This is a genomic window from Yersinia intermedia (genome assembly GCF_900635455.1).
Classification (GTDB): domain Bacteria; phylum Pseudomonadota; class Gammaproteobacteria; order Enterobacterales; family Enterobacteriaceae; genus Yersinia; species Yersinia intermedia.
In genome coordinates this window covers 86,018-102,522 of sequence record NZ_LR134116.1, presented here as the reverse complement: position 1 = coordinate 102,522, position 16,505 = coordinate 86,018, and the positions used below count along the sequence as shown (strand labels likewise).

Genomic DNA, 16,505 nt, shown 5'->3' with positions numbered 1-16,505 from the left:
GGGTCCGCTCGTGACAACAATTGTAAGTGTACGTCGTAATGGTCATGTCGTTATTGGTGGTGATGGCCAGGTCACTCTGGGTAATACCGTAATGAAGGGTAATGCCAAAAAAGTACGCCGGCTTTATAACAATAAAGTTATTGCGGGCTTTGCGGGCGGTACTGCTGATGCCTTTACGCTGTTTGAGCTGTTTGAGCGTAAACTGGAGATGCATCAAGGCCACCTGACTAAAGCGGCTGTTGAGTTAGCCAAAGACTGGCGTACTGATCGTATGTTACGCAAGCTTGAAGCACTACTGGCTGTTGCGGATGAAACAGCATCACTCATCATTACCGGCAACGGCGATGTGGTTCAACCAGAAGATGATCTGATTGCTATCGGTTCCGGTGGGCCTTATGCCCAATCTGCTGCGCGCGCGCTGTTAGACAATACTGAATTAAGTGCCAAAGATATCGTTGAGAAATCTCTGAGCATTGCGGGGGATATCTGTATCTATACCAACCGCTTCCAAACCATCGAAGAATTAACGTATAAAGCGTAAGGATAGAGTGACATGTCTGAAATGACCCCACGCGAAATCGTCAGCGAACTTGATAGCTATATCATCGGCCAGGATAAAGCTAAACGTGCGGTGGCAATTGCCCTGCGTAACCGCTGGCGTCGTATGCAGCTCAATGAAGAGTTGCGCCACGAAGTTACCCCTAAAAACATTCTGATGATCGGCCCAACGGGTGTGGGTAAAACTGAAATTGCCCGCCGCCTGGCAAAATTGGCCAATGCGCCATTTATCAAAGTTGAAGCGACTAAGTTCACCGAAGTGGGCTATGTTGGTAAGGAAGTGGATTCTATTATCCGCGATCTGACCGATGCGGCTGTGAAAATGGTGCGTCATCAATCAATTGAGAAAATGCGTTACCGGGCTGAAGAATTAGCCGAAGAACGCATTTTGGACGTGTTGATTCCACCGGCCAAGAATAACTGGGGCCAGCCGGATGAAACACAAGAACCATCCGCCACCCGTCAGGCTTTCCGCAAGAAATTGCGTGAAGGGCAACTGGACGACAAAGAGATTGAAATCGATTTGGCCGCTTCGCCGATGGGGGTTGAAATTATGGCACCTCCTGGCATGGAAGAGATGACTAACCAGTTACAGTCTATGTTCCAGAACATCGCCGGCCAAAAACAAAAACCGCGTAAAGTCAAAATCAAAGACGCATTCAAACTGCTGATTGAGGAAGAAGGCGCAAAACTGGTCAATCCAGAAGAGCTGAAACAGCAGGCGATTGATGCTGTTGAGCAACACGGGATCGTGTTTATCGATGAGATCGATAAAATCTGTAAACGCGGCCAGACGTCAGGCCCGGATGTGTCCCGTGAAGGGGTGCAGCGTGACTTGCTGCCATTGGTAGAAGGTTGCACCGTATCAACTAAACACGGCATGGTAAAAACTGACCATATCTTGTTTATTGCTTCCGGCGCATTCCAGGTGTCCAGCCCGTCAGATCTTATCCCGGAATTGCAAGGTCGCTTGCCAATCCGCGTTGAACTGCAGGCGCTAACCACCGATGATTTCGAGCGTATTCTGACTGAGCCAAGTGCCTCGTTAACCGAGCAGTACAAAGCGCTGATGGCAACGGAAGGTGTTACCGTTGCGTTTACCCCTGAAGGTATTCGCAAAATTGCTGAGGCAGCATGGCAGGTTAACGAGCGTACCGAAAATATCGGTGCACGCCGTTTGCATACCGTACTGGAGCGTTTGATGGAAGATATCTCCTATGACGCTAGCGAAAGTAATGGTCAATCCATCACTATTGATGCTGAATATGTTGGTAAGCATCTTGATGAACTGGTCGCAGACGAAGATCTGAGTCGTTTTATCCTATAATTCGCTTTATAGGCTTATGCTGGATAAAATGGTCCGCCAGGACAATATCGAGTGGGAGGCATCGCCTCCCACTGTTGTTTTATTTTTTGACAGACATAATGCGTTTAACACGCCGATGTGGGCGGACCAGACTCCTAATATAATAAAATGAAGCGAAACATGAGCCTATCAACCAACACCAGCCAGACCCAGGCTTGGCTGGAAAGCCTGCGACCACGAACCCTGCCGCTGGCCTTTGCCTCTATCGTTACCGGTTCAGCCCTTGCTGTCTGGCTCGATAGCTTTAAACCTGCCGTAGCACTCCTCGCCTTATTAACTGCCGGCCTGCTACAAATTCTATCTAATCTGGCTAATGATTACGGTGATGCCATCAAGGGCAGTGATACTGAAGAGCGTATCGGGCCATTACGCGGGATGCAAAAAGGGATGATTACCCGCCAGCAGATGAAAGTGGCGCTGATTATCACCGTTATTCTGACGATTGTTTCCGGTATTGCGCTCATCGCCGTCGCCTGTGAAAAACCCAGCGATGTTTTAGGCTTTTTATTACTTGGGTTAATGGCAATTATGGCAGCCATTACCTATACCGTCGGTAGCAAACCCTACGGTTATATGGGGCTGGGTGATATTTCAGTATTGGTCTTCTTCGGTTGGCTGAGTGTCGCGGGGACTTACTACCTTCAGGCTGGGCACTTTGACACTATCGTGATGTTACCCGCCACGGCCTGCGGTTTGCTGGCAACGGCCGTTTTGAATATTAATAATTTGCGCGATATTGAAAACGACGCAGCTAATGGCAAAAATACTTTAGCAGTGCGTTTGGGGCCAGTAGTCGCACGTTATTATCATGCGGCATTAATCGCGGCAGCAATTTTGTGTCTGACATTATTCACACTTCAGAATTTACATAGCTGGGCCGGTTGGATCTTTATTCTGGCCGTTCCGTTACTGGTCAAACATGCACTGTTTGTACTGCGTGAGCCTACTGCTGCGGGTATGCGCCCAATGCTTGAGCATATGGTTAAAGCCGCACTGCTGACCAACGTTCTGTTTGCTGTCGGTTTGGTATTCAGTTAATCCCCGCCGTTTGTTATTCAAACCCTATCCGGGCCATGCGCCATAAAGGTCAGCCCGGATAAATTTAACAATTGATGATTTTGCCAACAGTAGCCAGAAAGAGATATACTTAATCTCCCAGCCGCAACCAGACGTTAATCCTATGAAATATGATACTTCCGAACTCTGTGACATCTATCATGAAGAGGTAAATGTGGTAGAACCACTGTTCTCCAATTTTGGTGGGCGCACTTCATTTGGTGGCAAGATTACTACTGTAAAATGTTTCGAAGATAATGGCTTGTTGTTCGACCAGCTTGAAGAAAATGGTCTAGGCCGTGTTCTGGTCGTTGATGGCGGTGGCTCAGTGCGCCGTGCATTAATCGATGCTGAGCTAGCCGAATTGGCATTGAAAAACGAGTGGGAAGGCATTGTGGTTTACGGTGCCGTGCGTCAGGTTGACGATCTCGCGGAGTTAGATATCGGTATTCAGGCTATGGCCGCCATTCCGGTAGGTGCGGCAGATGAAGGCATTGGTGAGAGCGACATCCGTGTGAATTTTGGCGGTGTAACGTTCTTCTCAGGTGACCATTTGTACGCAGATAACACTGGAATTATCTTGTCAGAAGAGCCGCTGGATATTGAATGACATTCCGCTGATCCTCGCAAAAAAGGGCGATACTGATATCGCCCTTTTTACTACTTAGCATTTGAAGTAGCTACGTGACTCAGGGCCATCAACAACCGATTACAGTTGCGTTAAGCCAGTCAATACTTAGACTTCTTCCATCTTTCCCAACAGTGCCCGCAGGCGATCCTGCCAAACATGCTGCTCTTGCTTTAGCTGCTCATTTTCGCGCACTAAGGCTTCACGGCCACCAGCAGCATCCTGAACTTCTTGGGACAGGGTGTTATTTTTCTCTTTCAGCTCTTCAATTTCCATCTGTAGCAAAGTGATGGTATCAATCGCCTGCTGAACTTTAACTTCCAATTTCTCAAATACTTCAAATGACATTCTTCGGTCCCCTTATGGTAGCAAGGCGTACATCTTTTGGTCGCAGTCATCATTCTTAGCCGACGTCGCCGTATTAACTAAGTAACCGTATCTACAGAGCTAACACTCGGCAGATGAAACTGCTGTGAATACTTATCGCGCTATATATCCATTAAACTAATGTAACAAGCGCTATGTTCTAACGCGTTCCTTCGCAAAGGCAACGCAGCTTAATAAAAACGATGCTCTTGATAAACCGATTGTATGTAGCCAGCCCCCCCCTGTCTAGCGCCATACCGGTACAAACCACACTCTGTAGCAATTTCGTGTCAGTAACTATCAGCAAAAACCGAAAAACCGCTATTACCCATTCTGTAATGTTATACATGCCTTTAACAACTGGTTGTGAAACCGCTGGTCTGGTCACACTTTCAAAGTCCCTTAACAGCCGTGAATAACGCGAAATCGCTCATTTTTATGACGCACCACACACATTTTGATTTCGCTATTTCTCGTTTGTGCTCGTTAACGATAAATTTACATCACTCCCTTCGCTGTTCGAAGGGCAAAAATAAGAAAACCCTATAAATCTCTGTCTGTAGGACATCTATTATGAGCCAAACCGCTAGTTCGACGTTGAAAGGCCAGTGTATCGCTGAATTTCTCGGTACCGGTCTGCTAATCTTTTTTGGTGTAGGCTGCGTTGCTGCATTGAAGTTGGCTGGGGCCAGTTTTGGGCAGTGGGAAATCAGTATCATTTGGGGCCTGGGTGTTGCCATGGCAATCTACTTAACAGCCGCAATCTCAGGTGCACATCTTAATCCGGCCGTAACCATTGCATTGTGGTTATTCGCTTGTTTCGATCGCCGTAAAGTTATCCCTTACATTGTGGCGCAGATTGCTGGAGCATTTTGCGCTGCCGCTTTAGTGTACGGCCTCTATTACAACTTGTTTGTCGATTTAGAACAAACGCAACATATTGTTCGCGGTAGCGCCGAGAGCCTGAATCTGGCCGGAATCTTCTCCACTTACCCGAATCCACATATTTCTGTGTTCCAGGCCTTCCTGGTTGAAACCGTGATTACTGCCATTTTGATGTGCTTGATTCTGGCCCTGACCGATGACGGTAACGGTATTCCACGCGGCCCACTGGCACCTCTACTGATTGGTATCTTGATTGCCGTTATCGGTGCATCCATGGGCCCATTGACTGGGTTTGCATTGAATCCGGCGCGTGACTTTGGTCCAAAGGCATTTGCTTATCTGGCAGGTTGGGGCGAAATTGCCTTCACTGGCGGGCGTGATATTCCTTACTTCCTGGTCCCTATCTTCGGGCCTATCGTTGGTGCATTACTCGGTGCTTTCGGTTATCGCGCCCTGATTGGCCGCCATTTACCGTGCGATGTGTGTGTGGTTGATGATGAAGAAACCACGGTAACGACCACAGAACGTAAAGCATAAATAATAGATACTACCCAATAGATTTACGGCAACTTAAAAGTAGGCTAACTATGACAACTGAAAATACTACTCAAAAAAAATACATTGTCGCGCTTGATCAGGGAACTACCAGTTCCAGAGCCGTGGTGCTGGATCATGATGCCAATATCGTGAGTGTTTCTCAGCGCGAATTCACTCAAATTTACCCGAAAGCCGGTTGGGTTGAGCATGACCCAATGGAAATCTGGGCTACGCAAAGCTCAACACTGGTTGAAGTGTTAGCGAAAGCCGGTATCAGTTCTGATGAAATCGCCGGTATCGGTATTACCAACCAACGTGAAACGACCATTGTTTGGGATAAAGCGACTGGGAAACCAGTGTATAACGCCATTGTTTGGCAATGCCGCCGTACTGCTGATATCTGCGAAAAACTGAAAAAAGAAGGGCTGGAAGAGTACATCCGTTACAACACTGGCTTGGTAGTCGACCCTTACTTCTCCGGCACCAAAGTGAAATGGATCCTTGATAACGTCGAGGGTGCCCGTGAGCGTGCTGAACGCGGTGAGTTACTGTTTGGTACGGTAGATACTTGGCTGGTGTGGAACATGACCCAAGGCCGCGTACACGTTACGGATTACACTAACGCATCACGTACCATGATGTTTAATATCCGCACTAAAGAGTGGGATGAACGCATGCTGAAAGCGCTGAATATTCCGCGCGCTATGCTGCCTGAAGTCCGTCCATCCTCAGAAATTTATGGCCAAACTAACATTGGTGGTAAAGGCGGAACCCGTATTCCTATCGCGGGTATTGCCGGTGATCAGCAAGCGGCCTTGTTCGGCCAGCTTTGTGTACAACCGGGCATGGCGAAAAACACCTACGGAACCGGCTGTTTCCTGTTGATGAATACCGGTACAGAAGCCGTTCAGTCTACCCATGGCCTGCTCACTACGATTGCCTGTGGCCCACGAGGTGAAGTTAACTATGCACTGGAAGGCGCGGTATTTATTGGCGGTGCATCTATCCAGTGGTTACGCGATGAGCTGAAACTGATTAGCGATGCTACCGACTCCGAATATTTCGCAACTAAAGTGAAAGACAGCAACGGCGTATACGTAGTGCCAGCCTTCACCGGCCTTGGTGCCCCTTATTGGGACCCGTATGCCCGTGGTGCTATCTTTGGTCTGACACGTGGTGTTAATAGCAACCATATTATCCGTGCAACACTTGAATCGATCGCTTACCAGACGCGTGATGTACTGGATGCGATGCAGGCAGATGCCGGGGAACGCCTGAAATCACTGCGTGTGGACGGTGGTGCGGTGGCGAATAACTTCCTGATGCAGTTCCAGGCCGATATTCTGGGCACCCGTGTTGAGCGCCCTGCCGTTCGTGAAAGTACCGCTCTCGGCGCTGCGTTCCTGGCAGGCCTTGCGACTGGCTTCTGGACTGATCTGGATGAAGTGAAGAGCAAAGCAACGATTGAGCGCGAATTCCGTCCGGGGATTGAAACCACCGAACGTGATGTCCGTTACCGTGGCTGGAAGAAAGCTGTGGCGCGTGCTCAGGCATGGGAAGAGCACGAAGAATAACAGCCCGCTTGTTTTACACTGTTGTTTGTAAACCATAGGCACCATCATCCCTGATGGTGCCTTTTTATTGTGAAAAATCTCATCCAGCCAAAAGACACCCTTACGGCTTTACTTCGCAAAGGTGGTAGAATTCCTGCTTACATTCTTCTTTTATTACCCTAAATAATTCGAGTTGCAGGAAAGCGGCAGGCGAGAAAAGCCACAGGCGCTTACATTAAGCAGGTGACTGGGGTGACAAATCTGCTTGCAGCGGCCTCGGACGGGCCGAGTAACGAGCATAGCCAACGCACATGCAGCTTGACGTATGACGGGGATACAGGTCTAACCATGAAACGTGAACTAGCCATCGAGTTTTCCCGAGTTACTGAAGCCGCCGCGCTGGCAGGCTATAAGTGGCTGGGTCGGGGCGATAAGAATGCCGCTGACGGTGCTGCCGTACATGCCATGCGCATTATGCTCAATCAGGTCGATATTGATGGGCAGATTGTTATCGGTGAGGGTGAAATCGATGAAGCCCCGATGCTGTATATCGGCGAAAACGTGGGGACCGGTCAGGGTGATGCAGTTGATATCGCAGTGGACCCGATTGAAGGCACCCGGATGACAGCCATGGGCCAAGCGAATGCGCTGGCAGTGCTGGCGGTGGGAGATAAAGGTACATTTTTACATGCGCCGGATATGTACATGGAAAAGCTGGTGGTGGGGCCAGGAGCCAAAGGGGCTATCGACCTTAACCTACCGCTGGAAGTTAATCTGCGCAATATCGCCATCAAACTCAATAAGCCACTGACCGAGCTAACCGTTATCACACTAGCCAAACCGCGCCATGACGGTATCATCGCTGAAATGCAGCAACTTGGGGTGAAAGTGTTCGCCATTCCAGATGGCGACGTCGCAGCATCCATTTTGACCTGCATGCCAGAAAGCGAAGTCGATGTGATGTACTGCATCGGTGGTGCGCCTGAGGGCGTCATTTCTGCTGCGGTGATCCGTGCATTGGATGGCGATATGCAAGGCCGCTTGTTGCCACGCCATCACGTTAAGGGCGATAACGAAGATAACCGCCGTATTGGTGAACAAGAACTGATGCGTTGCAAAGCCATGGGGATTGAAGCAGGTAACGTGCTGTTATTGGGCGATATGGCCCGTAATGACAATGTGATTTTCTCTGCAACCGGTATTACCAAAGGCGACTTACTGGAAGGGATTTATCGTAAAGGGAACATGGCGACCACCGAGACACTGCTGATCCGGGGCAAATCCCGCACTATCCGCCGCATCCGTTCGACTCATTTCCTCGATCGCAAAGATCCAGCATTACATGAGTTCTTGTTGTAAGCCACCCAATGAACCTTTTCTAGCTCTCTTTTATCAGAGCATAAAACGGGTATCGCATTAAACCGGTACCCGTTTTTATCAACCTCATTAAGCATGATGCTCTTGTGGTTGCATTCGATGAGATAACGGCCACCAGCACAGCAAAATCAAAATTGCCATGGCAAACATCAGCAGCCCCAAACTAAATTGCCCCGTTTGTGGCAGCATAGCGGATAACCAGGTTGCCAATCCTGACCCCACATTCTGCAATCCCCCCACTAACGCACCTGCTGCACCAGCCAGATAAGGGAACGGCTCCATAGCACCCGTGGTAGCCAGCGGGAACAGCATCCCAGCCCCAAAGAAGAACAATGCTGCTGGTATTACCAACGTCCAGATATTCATGATGCCAAACCAACCAGGGATCCACATCATCAACCCAGCCAGCAGGCAACTGATAACCGAATGCCACATCAGGCTGTGAAAGGTTTTACTCTCTCGCCCGGCGTACCATGCACCGAAAAATGCGGCGGGGATCGGCAGAATAAACAGAACACTGACCATCATACCGCTCAGCCCTAGCACTCCCCCCATCAACACACCGGCACTGGCTTCAAATACGGCAATCCCGGCCAAAGCCCCAATCAACATGATTAAATAACAGCTAAAGGCGCGATCAGAGAGTAACAGGCGGAAGCTGGCTAACATTCGCCGCTTTTCAGTTTGTTGTGGCCGAGTTTCTGGTAACCAGCGGAACATACAAAACGCCACCCCACCGCACAGAAATAGCAGGAACGCATAACAAGCGCGCCAGCCAAATAAACTGGCCAGCACTCCGCCGATAACCGGTGCCATCAATGGGCTAACTAAAATACCCATATTCAACATACTGTTGGCGTAGCGTAGCGCCGTACCCGCATACAAATCCCGTGGCATGGTACGCGCCATCACACCCGCAACACCCGTCCCCATCCCCTGCAAAGCGCTGGCAGCGACCAACATGGTCAGGCTATCTGCCAGCCAGGCGCCAAGCGCCCCCAACATGAATATCATCATACCGGCCAGAATCACCGGACGACGGCCAACTCGGTCTGATAGCGGGCCATAAATCAATTGTGAAAAACCATAGGTCAACAAATACGCTGCCATCACGCGCTGTACTATACCGGTGCGAACCGATAAATCACGGGCGATATCTGAGATAACAGGCACATAGATGGTTTGCGCCATCTGACCAACAGCAACCAGTAGAATCAACATAACCAGCAGGTGGAAATTCTCTATTTTTCTCATTGTCTTAACTAATCTATTAGCCGGACTACGTGCCACACCGATATTGAAAAAGTGACACACCTCACTATTGGCGCATAAGCTAACAAATCTAGAAATTATAGCGAGCCAGCATGACATATTGCCAAATAGCCAACTGGCAGATAAAAACACCGTTACCGTAAAGTAAACTGTCCAGATGAACCTTGATTGAGAAGAGATGTGTTTAAATATTGGAAAATAATTGTACGATAAGCCTGTTTTTTGAACAGAAACAGATCGTTATATTAAGCTGCTCCAGCGCGGTAAGGCATTTATGCGGCAATCGTGAGTAATGGGCAATACATGGAGAGAGAGATAATTTAAAAGCGGTAATAATTGACGCTAAATAAATCTGTGGCGTATCAGTAGTGGTTAAATAATAATCTAAACGCACAATAATTTCCGTTTCCTGAGAGGATCTCAAAATTAGCAATTTTATTAATAGAGTTCTGAATAAAAATGTGACTAAAAAGTACTATAAAGATCTCACAGAATAATCCACACCAATTAGCATCCCCACGGTATCATTCAGCGAGTTTTATATTTACTGATACTCTTTTTTTATTAAATTATTTTTCATACAATAACATCATATTATGAGTAATAGGATTTAAAATCATCTATTGAATAAGCCAAACCATAAATATAAGATTTATTTGCACCACTAATGGCTAATAAAGCCGACGGGTGAAATCTCAACCTAAAGAGGTAATATATGTCTAACTGGAATAATATAGCAAGTATATATAAATTAAGTATTTATATTTCCAATGGTGAGAAATCGACTTCTATCTATGCCAATGGTAATAATCAAATACCCGTAGATATAATTATTGAAGCCAGAGATAAAGATAATAACCCAGTATTTTTATCCAGCGATGAAATATACGACCATATTAATCTCGTTGATTATAAAAATACGCCTATTCCCAGCAGTATATTAACCAAGTCAAAAGTGGCGGGGAAATATGTTTATCCTGTTCTAAAACAAATATCACGAGACAATCCCGGCAACCCTTGTCACTTCTATTTATCTGTTCCTAAAGTTTCAGAGTCCCCACTCAGAGTATATGTTCAGGTTTTCATTAACGATCCCAACACTGGGACCCAAATAGAGTATACAACGGCACAAATAAACAATAATAACAATGCAATACCTGACTATATATCAATGAGAATTCTCCCAGCGAGAATATTCACTGATAATGACTTGGACATTTTGACTAAACAAGAAAACCGTGTTGACGGCTATAACAGTATATTGAGAAAGTATTACGTCCGATTTAAATCGACAGATAATACCATTACCCATGATGCTTTATGTGATCAGAGATACTGGTTCTATTATAGACAGCAAGGCAACTATAAAGGTTGTTCTACCTCAACTGATAGCTCAATTGATATTAGCTCAGCTAACTATACTGCCAAATTTCCAGTGTCGAACTCCTGGACCATTAGCGTTACCTCGAAAAATCATGAGGAACGCGGCATCTGTTTCTGGTCTTATCGCCTATGGTACGGTGCGCTATGGTCTTATAACGATTGGTCTAAATCTCTGCATTTCTTCTTACATGACCAATACGGTAACAGAGCTGATATTGACGTAAAATCTAATGGCGACCAGAACATATCCTTCCATGTCTTGGCTTAGTTCACCTTGCATTCATCCCATTGCTTAACCGTGATTTATTATTAAAAGTAGTTTCAGTTTTACCGACTGGGCTACTTTTATTTCAATATTAAAAAAACTCAACGGAGGTCATTTATATGACTCAAGTGGCTAACTATTTCACTCAGAGTGGTAATTTCATCAGCGCAGCCTTAGGCGGCGTTGACCCGAGAACCGGTTTATATTCATTTTCTTTTCCTATTGCCAGTGTGGTGGCTAATAACAATTTAGGGCCGGAAATAGATGTATCACTACATTATAATATGCTTGATAGTAATAACATTGGTCTTGGCATGGGGTTTTCATTTTCATTCTCACAGTATGATGCACTAAATAAAGTTTTGTATTTATCAACAGGTGATAAATACCATATTTATGAAAGTGCTAACGGCGTAGAAATTGAGCAAAAAAAACTAAGCTCTTTTACATTCGAGCGTAATAATGATAACTATATTATTACTTATAAATCAGGTGTGGTCGAAATATTAGAAGGCAGGAATTCAGGTCAAAATATTAAAAATGTTATTTCAGTAATTTCTCCGTTAGGGCATGAAGTTCATTTTCACTGGATATTTAAAGGTTTCAAGCGGTTAGCCAGCATCCGAGATGCCAATAGAGAATTACTTAAAATAAATTACAACGATGCGATATTCCCTGAAATTACTATTTTTTCAGGGACGCAGGAACAGCGCACGCTACAATTTCAGTTGTTCAACAAACGATTGCAAAAGATAACCTTAGTTAATAATAAGTATCAATGGGTTATGGCCTATACTGACGAGGGTTATATTGAACAGGTGACTTATCCATCCGGCTTAATTGAAAACGTTGATTACCAAAATCACTTGATGCGCTTTCCTGAGAATGCCGTGCCCGCGTTGCCTGCCGCCGTCAGACACACTATCACCCCCGGAACTGGGCAGCAAAAGTTGGTCACTCTCTACGAATATACCAACACGAACTATTTAGGCTTTGCCAGTGGCGTGAATTTCTTACCAAATAGCGATAATGCTTATCGGATCCTGACGGATTACCAATATGGATCAACGGAAACTCAACTCGGTGATAAGCACAATATTGTTATTACCCGTAGATACAATAATTTCCATCTCATTACGCGGGAAAGCACCCAACAGGGCGGCTGTTCATGTACCGTAGAAACTGAGTATTATGCCAAAAAAGGCATCTCTTTTGACCAACAGCCCGCACAATTTCAGCTCCCCAAACAAACCACAACGACGTTTCTTGATACCAGCAAACCAGCAACCGAACAACGCCGCGTTGAAATAACGAAAACTGAATTTGATCTCTGGGGCAACCCAACGAAGGAAGAAAATCCTGATGGTTCGGTGGTAGTGACCTGTTGGTACGCCAGCCAGGGGGAGGAAAACTGCCCAGCGGAACCCAACGGTTTTGTGCGATTTATGAAACAACAAAAACTCATCCCTGCCGAATCTGCTTATACCACGCCAATCCGGACCTGCCGTTTTACCTACCAAAGACTCGGCAATACTCCGTATGTGGTGCAAGAGAAGAAATTCTTTTATCGCGACGACCAGTTGTTGTCGCAACAGAACCTAATGTCAATAAGTGACGCTAATGACGCCGAGTTTGGCCGAATTATTGCCATTAACGAGGACATGTATGAGCTGTCAGATAGCGGCAAGCAATTCACCAGCACTCAGCATTTTACGACTCAAATACAAAGTGGTTTATTAACTCAAATAGCAAAATTTATCGGCTCTGACGGTGTAACCAGTACGGTAACTCACACTCACTCCGCTTATACTGGGCTGTTGTATGCAAAAACCGATGCTCAAGGTATTACTACGCATTATCAATACGATGAAATGGGCCGTCTTACCTCCAGAGTTACCTGCCCTGGCACCCGCTATGAAAATACGACCCGTTGGGACTACCTGAGCGATGGCGAAGGGAAGCTTTCCACTACTGAAACAGATGCCGCAGGTAATAAGCTTCGCACCTATTTTGATGGTCTGGGTCGCACATTACGCCAACAGCAGTCGAATGCGGGAGAGACACCTTCTTGGTATGAAATTCAGTCTTATAGCTATAACCTGTTAAATGAAATCACCGCAGAGAAAAGCAGTGACTGGTGGATAGCGAAAAATCAGCGGCCTGAACAATATGCCATTAACTCGGCTCATACTTATGATAATTGGGGGGAAATAACTAAAGCCGCAGGCAGCGACGGCATTACGCGTTGGCAAGTGAATGACCCTATTCAGCTTACCCAAACTCTCCACCAGAGTGGTAACAACAATAACCGTGAGATCGACAGTGGTAGCAGCAAAATTCAATACGATATCAATCTACGCCCTCTGAGCACGACCCGTATTGACACTGCCGGAAAGCCACAGGGAGTGTGCCATTATGCTTACGATGGACTGGGCCGCTTATGCCGAGAAGAAGATGAACTTGGGCATGTCACTTTGCATACCTATGATGCTTACGACCGGCTAGTCAGCCAAACTACAGCAGACGGCAGCATAGTAACCCGCACTTACCCCGGCTATTTAAAGGGCAATTGTGTCGCCTCACTCACCCTTACGGGTAAGAATTCAGCAGGAAAAACCCAGCATTGGCTACTAGGCACTCAGAATTTTGATAGCCTGGGGCGGCTGATCGAAAGCTCCAGCTGTGGCCGAACTACGTCCTATCGCTATCAGGAAGCATCACCCGTTCCGTTCAGTATCATCACCCCTGAGAAGGAAGTGATTAATCTATCTTACATTCCCGAACTGAATAATTCGGTGCAATCTCTCAACGCAAACGGTGTCACCCAAGAGTTTAGCTATGACCCTATTAGTGGGCGGCAGTTGGACGCCAAAGAAACTGACAGTGTCGATACTCAATTTTCCTGGCACCCTTCCGGCAGTTTGAAAACCGAAACAGTGATCCATCGCCAAGATTCCCCCCGAGCCAGTCATTATCACTGGACGCTGCGTGGTAGCAACACCACTTTTACCGATATCACCGGCGCACAAACCCGCTATAACCGAAATACTGACGGCAGAATAATTGAAGTTGCGGATGATGATCTGAACGCACGGCTAAGTTATAACCCGTTAGGCTACCTTGCCAGCTTGCTGATTACCGATGGAACAACGCAGAACAGCCTGAAAACTCAGCTAGCTCACGATGATTTTGGCCGGGAAATATCCCGTAAGGTGACTGATAGCAAAGGCATAGAAATCATCATATTACAAACATGGCTGGCAAACGATCAGTTGGCTACTCGTATCACCAAACACAATAATATCACCATTTGCGCTGAAAATTACGGCTATGATAAACGTAATCGTTTGATCAGCTATGTCGCGACCGGAAGCAACCTGCCACCCGCGCCTAATGGCATGATGCTATCTGCACAACGCTACGCTTATGATGCTCTGAATAATCTGACCTACCTGGAAACCACTTTCTCCGATGGCACTACCGACAGCGTAGTGTACCAATATCTCAATGATGACGATCCCACACAATTAACCTCAATAACTCATACGCATCCTAATTATCCCGCCAGTATTGCCCTCGACTATGATGCCAATGGGCGCATGATTAAAGATGAATCGGGTCGCACGCTCACCTACGACGTAACCGGTCGTCTTATTGGCATAAACGGAGAGAATATCGCAGGCGGTAGCTACAGTTACGATGCACTGAACCGACTGGTGGCCCAGAACGTCAGTGATGGTGATAAGCGAGTGTTGTATTACCAAGGAAATGAGTTAGCCAACGAAGTCATAACGTATCAGGCAAGTAATAATCGATTGATTAAACTGGGTCATGCCTGTCTGGGGGTAAAAGAGGTCAGCCATCTTACCCTGACGGCCACCGATAACCATGATAATTTGCTCTGGTCACGAGAGGTAGCTAACAGCAGCGGTACTCTCAACACTTGGTCACCCTACGGCTATGGCTACACGCCTTCCCCGTTACCGGGGTTTAATGGCGAACGCCTCGATCCGGTTAGTGGAAGCTACCATTTAGGTAACGGTTATCGTGCCTACAACCCTTTACTAATGCGATTCAACTGCCCGGATAGCCTCAGCCCGTTTGGCGTTGGCGGCATTAATCCATATGCTTACTGCGCAGGAGATCCTATTAATCGCCTAGATCCAAGCGGTCATCTGAGCGGAAGCGCCATTGCTGGGATCGTGTTGGGCTCTCTGGGATTATTGGCAGCTATATTTAGCGCCGGTGCATCAATAATTGCCGCTGGCAGCGTGATGACAGCAATCAGCTCAGCTTCAGCAATATCACTGGTGGTTGGCTCGATGAGCGTTGTTTCAGATGTAATATCTATTGCGAGCAACGCTATTTCCGATAGTAATCCCGAAGCATCCTCAGTATTGGGATGGATATCACTGGGAACAGGGATTTCCGGGCTGGCAGGAGGCGTGGGCCGTGGCGTTTATAAAGGTATCTCCCGCGCCACATCGGGGCTGAGAACACGAACTGCTAATATTCTGGAAAAAGGCTTATCAGGCCGTGGTAGCCCAGCTGCGGCCAGAACATGGGCTTCTGAGGATCTGATGACGTTTTATCGCGGTGACGATCGTTCACCGGAGGCCATCAGAAAAGCGGGTGGATTCCACCCCAGAAGCGGTGATTCCTCGAAAGACGTGCTTACGCGATTTAAAAAAGCCTTTGGTGAAGACGCCGCTGGGCATTCCCAGGCGCATGTACGTCAAGGCAATCCTGATTATATTTCCTTTGGTACCGATCTCGATTCAGGCGGCTATGCTGACACCCGCAGCTATTTTTATGAAGTTAAAATTCCAGGCCTGCGTCAGCAAAACATTACCGCTGAGGTGATCGGCACTCAATCGGTTAGAACCGGCCCCAAAGTCAGTGCGCCGCGATTGCTGCTTGACGGTCATTCGGTGGATACGTCTAATTTTGTTGCCATGTTACCAGCACGTACCGTCGAGGCCACTTTCATAACGCCAGTACCGATAAAATTCATTAGCCGTTATCGAATGAAAGGTGGTAATTGGATGAGTTTTTGACCTGAGATAGTAATATGATACCCCCTATCAATTTGGATGAAACGGCAGTTCCTGCAAGACAAGGGGGGGACGCGATGATAATACCAGTAGAAGTCATAGCCCAGTGCCATTTTCAGAATGATGACAGAGGTCCAAGGACGAACGGCATAACATTTTATCGATAATGTTTTTCAACCAAATGCTCTAAAATATCGCCATCGCT

11 protein-coding genes are annotated in these 16,505 nt (G+C 46.9%); 9 read left to right on the top strand and 2 right to left on the bottom strand.

Annotated features, from left to right (window positions below; translation table 11 throughout):
• Positions 1–10 precede the first annotated feature (10 nt).
• From hslV to rraA, 4 genes are all read left to right on the top strand, one after another.
• Complete coding sequence (gene hslV / locus EL015_RS00500) at positions 11–541, top strand: ATP-dependent protease subunit HslV (RefSeq protein ID WP_005190517.1); 531 nt, start codon at positions 11–13, stop codon at positions 539–541.
• Positions 542–553: 12 nt separating this feature from the next.
• Positions 554–1,885 carry an HslU--HslV peptidase ATPase subunit gene (gene hslU / locus EL015_RS00495; RefSeq protein WP_005190520.1) on the top strand — a complete coding sequence of 444 codons (1,332 nt, stop codon included), beginning with the start codon at positions 554–556 and terminating at the stop codon, positions 1,883–1,885.
• Positions 1,886–2,044: 159 nt separating this feature from the next.
• A complete protein-coding gene (locus EL015_RS00490) occupies positions 2,045–2,962 on the top strand; it encodes a 1,4-dihydroxy-2-naphthoate polyprenyltransferase (protein WP_005190524.1) in 918 nt (305 codons plus the stop codon).
• A gap of 142 nt (positions 2,963–3,104) precedes the next feature.
• Entirely contained in the window at positions 3,105–3,590 is a 486-nt protein-coding gene (gene rraA, locus EL015_RS00485; RefSeq protein ID WP_005190527.1) for a ribonuclease E activity regulator RraA, read from the top strand.
• Positions 3,591–3,716: 126 nt separating this feature from the next.
• Here the strand turns inward: rraA and zapB are convergent, their stop codons facing one another.
• A complete protein-coding gene (gene zapB / locus EL015_RS00480) occupies positions 3,717–3,956 on the bottom strand; it encodes a septal ring assembly protein ZapB (RefSeq protein ID WP_004704796.1) in 240 nt (79 codons plus the stop codon).
• 591 nt (positions 3,957–4,547) lie between these two features.
• Here zapB and EL015_RS00465 point away from each other — a divergent pair.
• The 3 genes from EL015_RS00465 (at position 4,548) to glpX (ending at position 8,308) form a co-directional block, all read left to right on the top strand.
• Entirely contained in the window at positions 4,548–5,396 is an 849-nt protein-coding gene (locus tag EL015_RS00465; RefSeq protein WP_005190531.1) for an MIP/aquaporin family protein, read from the top strand.
• Positions 5,397–5,446: 50 nt separating this feature from the next.
• On the top strand, positions 5,447–6,970 hold the full coding sequence (gene glpK, locus EL015_RS00460; protein WP_005190533.1) for a glycerol kinase GlpK: 1,524 nt from the start codon (positions 5,447–5,449) through the stop codon (positions 6,968–6,970).
• Positions 6,971–7,297: 327 nt separating this feature from the next.
• Positions 7,298–8,308, top strand: a complete 1,011-nt coding sequence (glpX, locus tag EL015_RS00455; protein WP_005190535.1) for a class II fructose-bisphosphatase — start codon at positions 7,298–7,300, stop codon at positions 8,306–8,308.
• Positions 8,309–8,395: 87 nt separating this feature from the next.
• Here glpX and emrD read toward each other — a convergent pair whose 3' ends face one another.
• A complete protein-coding gene (gene emrD, locus EL015_RS00450; protein ID WP_032907516.1) occupies positions 8,396–9,580 on the bottom strand; it encodes a multidrug efflux MFS transporter EmrD in 1,185 nt (394 codons plus the stop codon).
• 733 nt (positions 9,581–10,313) lie between these two features.
• On the opposite strand from emrD, the gene EL015_RS00445 reads away from it, so the two are divergent.
• Complete coding sequence (locus EL015_RS00445) at positions 10,314–11,249, top strand: hypothetical protein (RefSeq protein WP_005190541.1); 936 nt, start codon at positions 10,314–10,316, stop codon at positions 11,247–11,249.
• Between the two features lie 116 nt (positions 11,250–11,365).
• The gene (locus EL015_RS00440; RefSeq protein ID WP_005190544.1) at positions 11,366–16,303 is read left to right on the top strand and encodes an RHS repeat domain-containing protein; all 4,938 of its coding nucleotides are present in this window, start codon (positions 11,366–11,368) and stop codon (positions 16,301–16,303) included.
• The last annotated feature ends 202 nt before the right edge of the window (positions 16,304–16,505 follow it).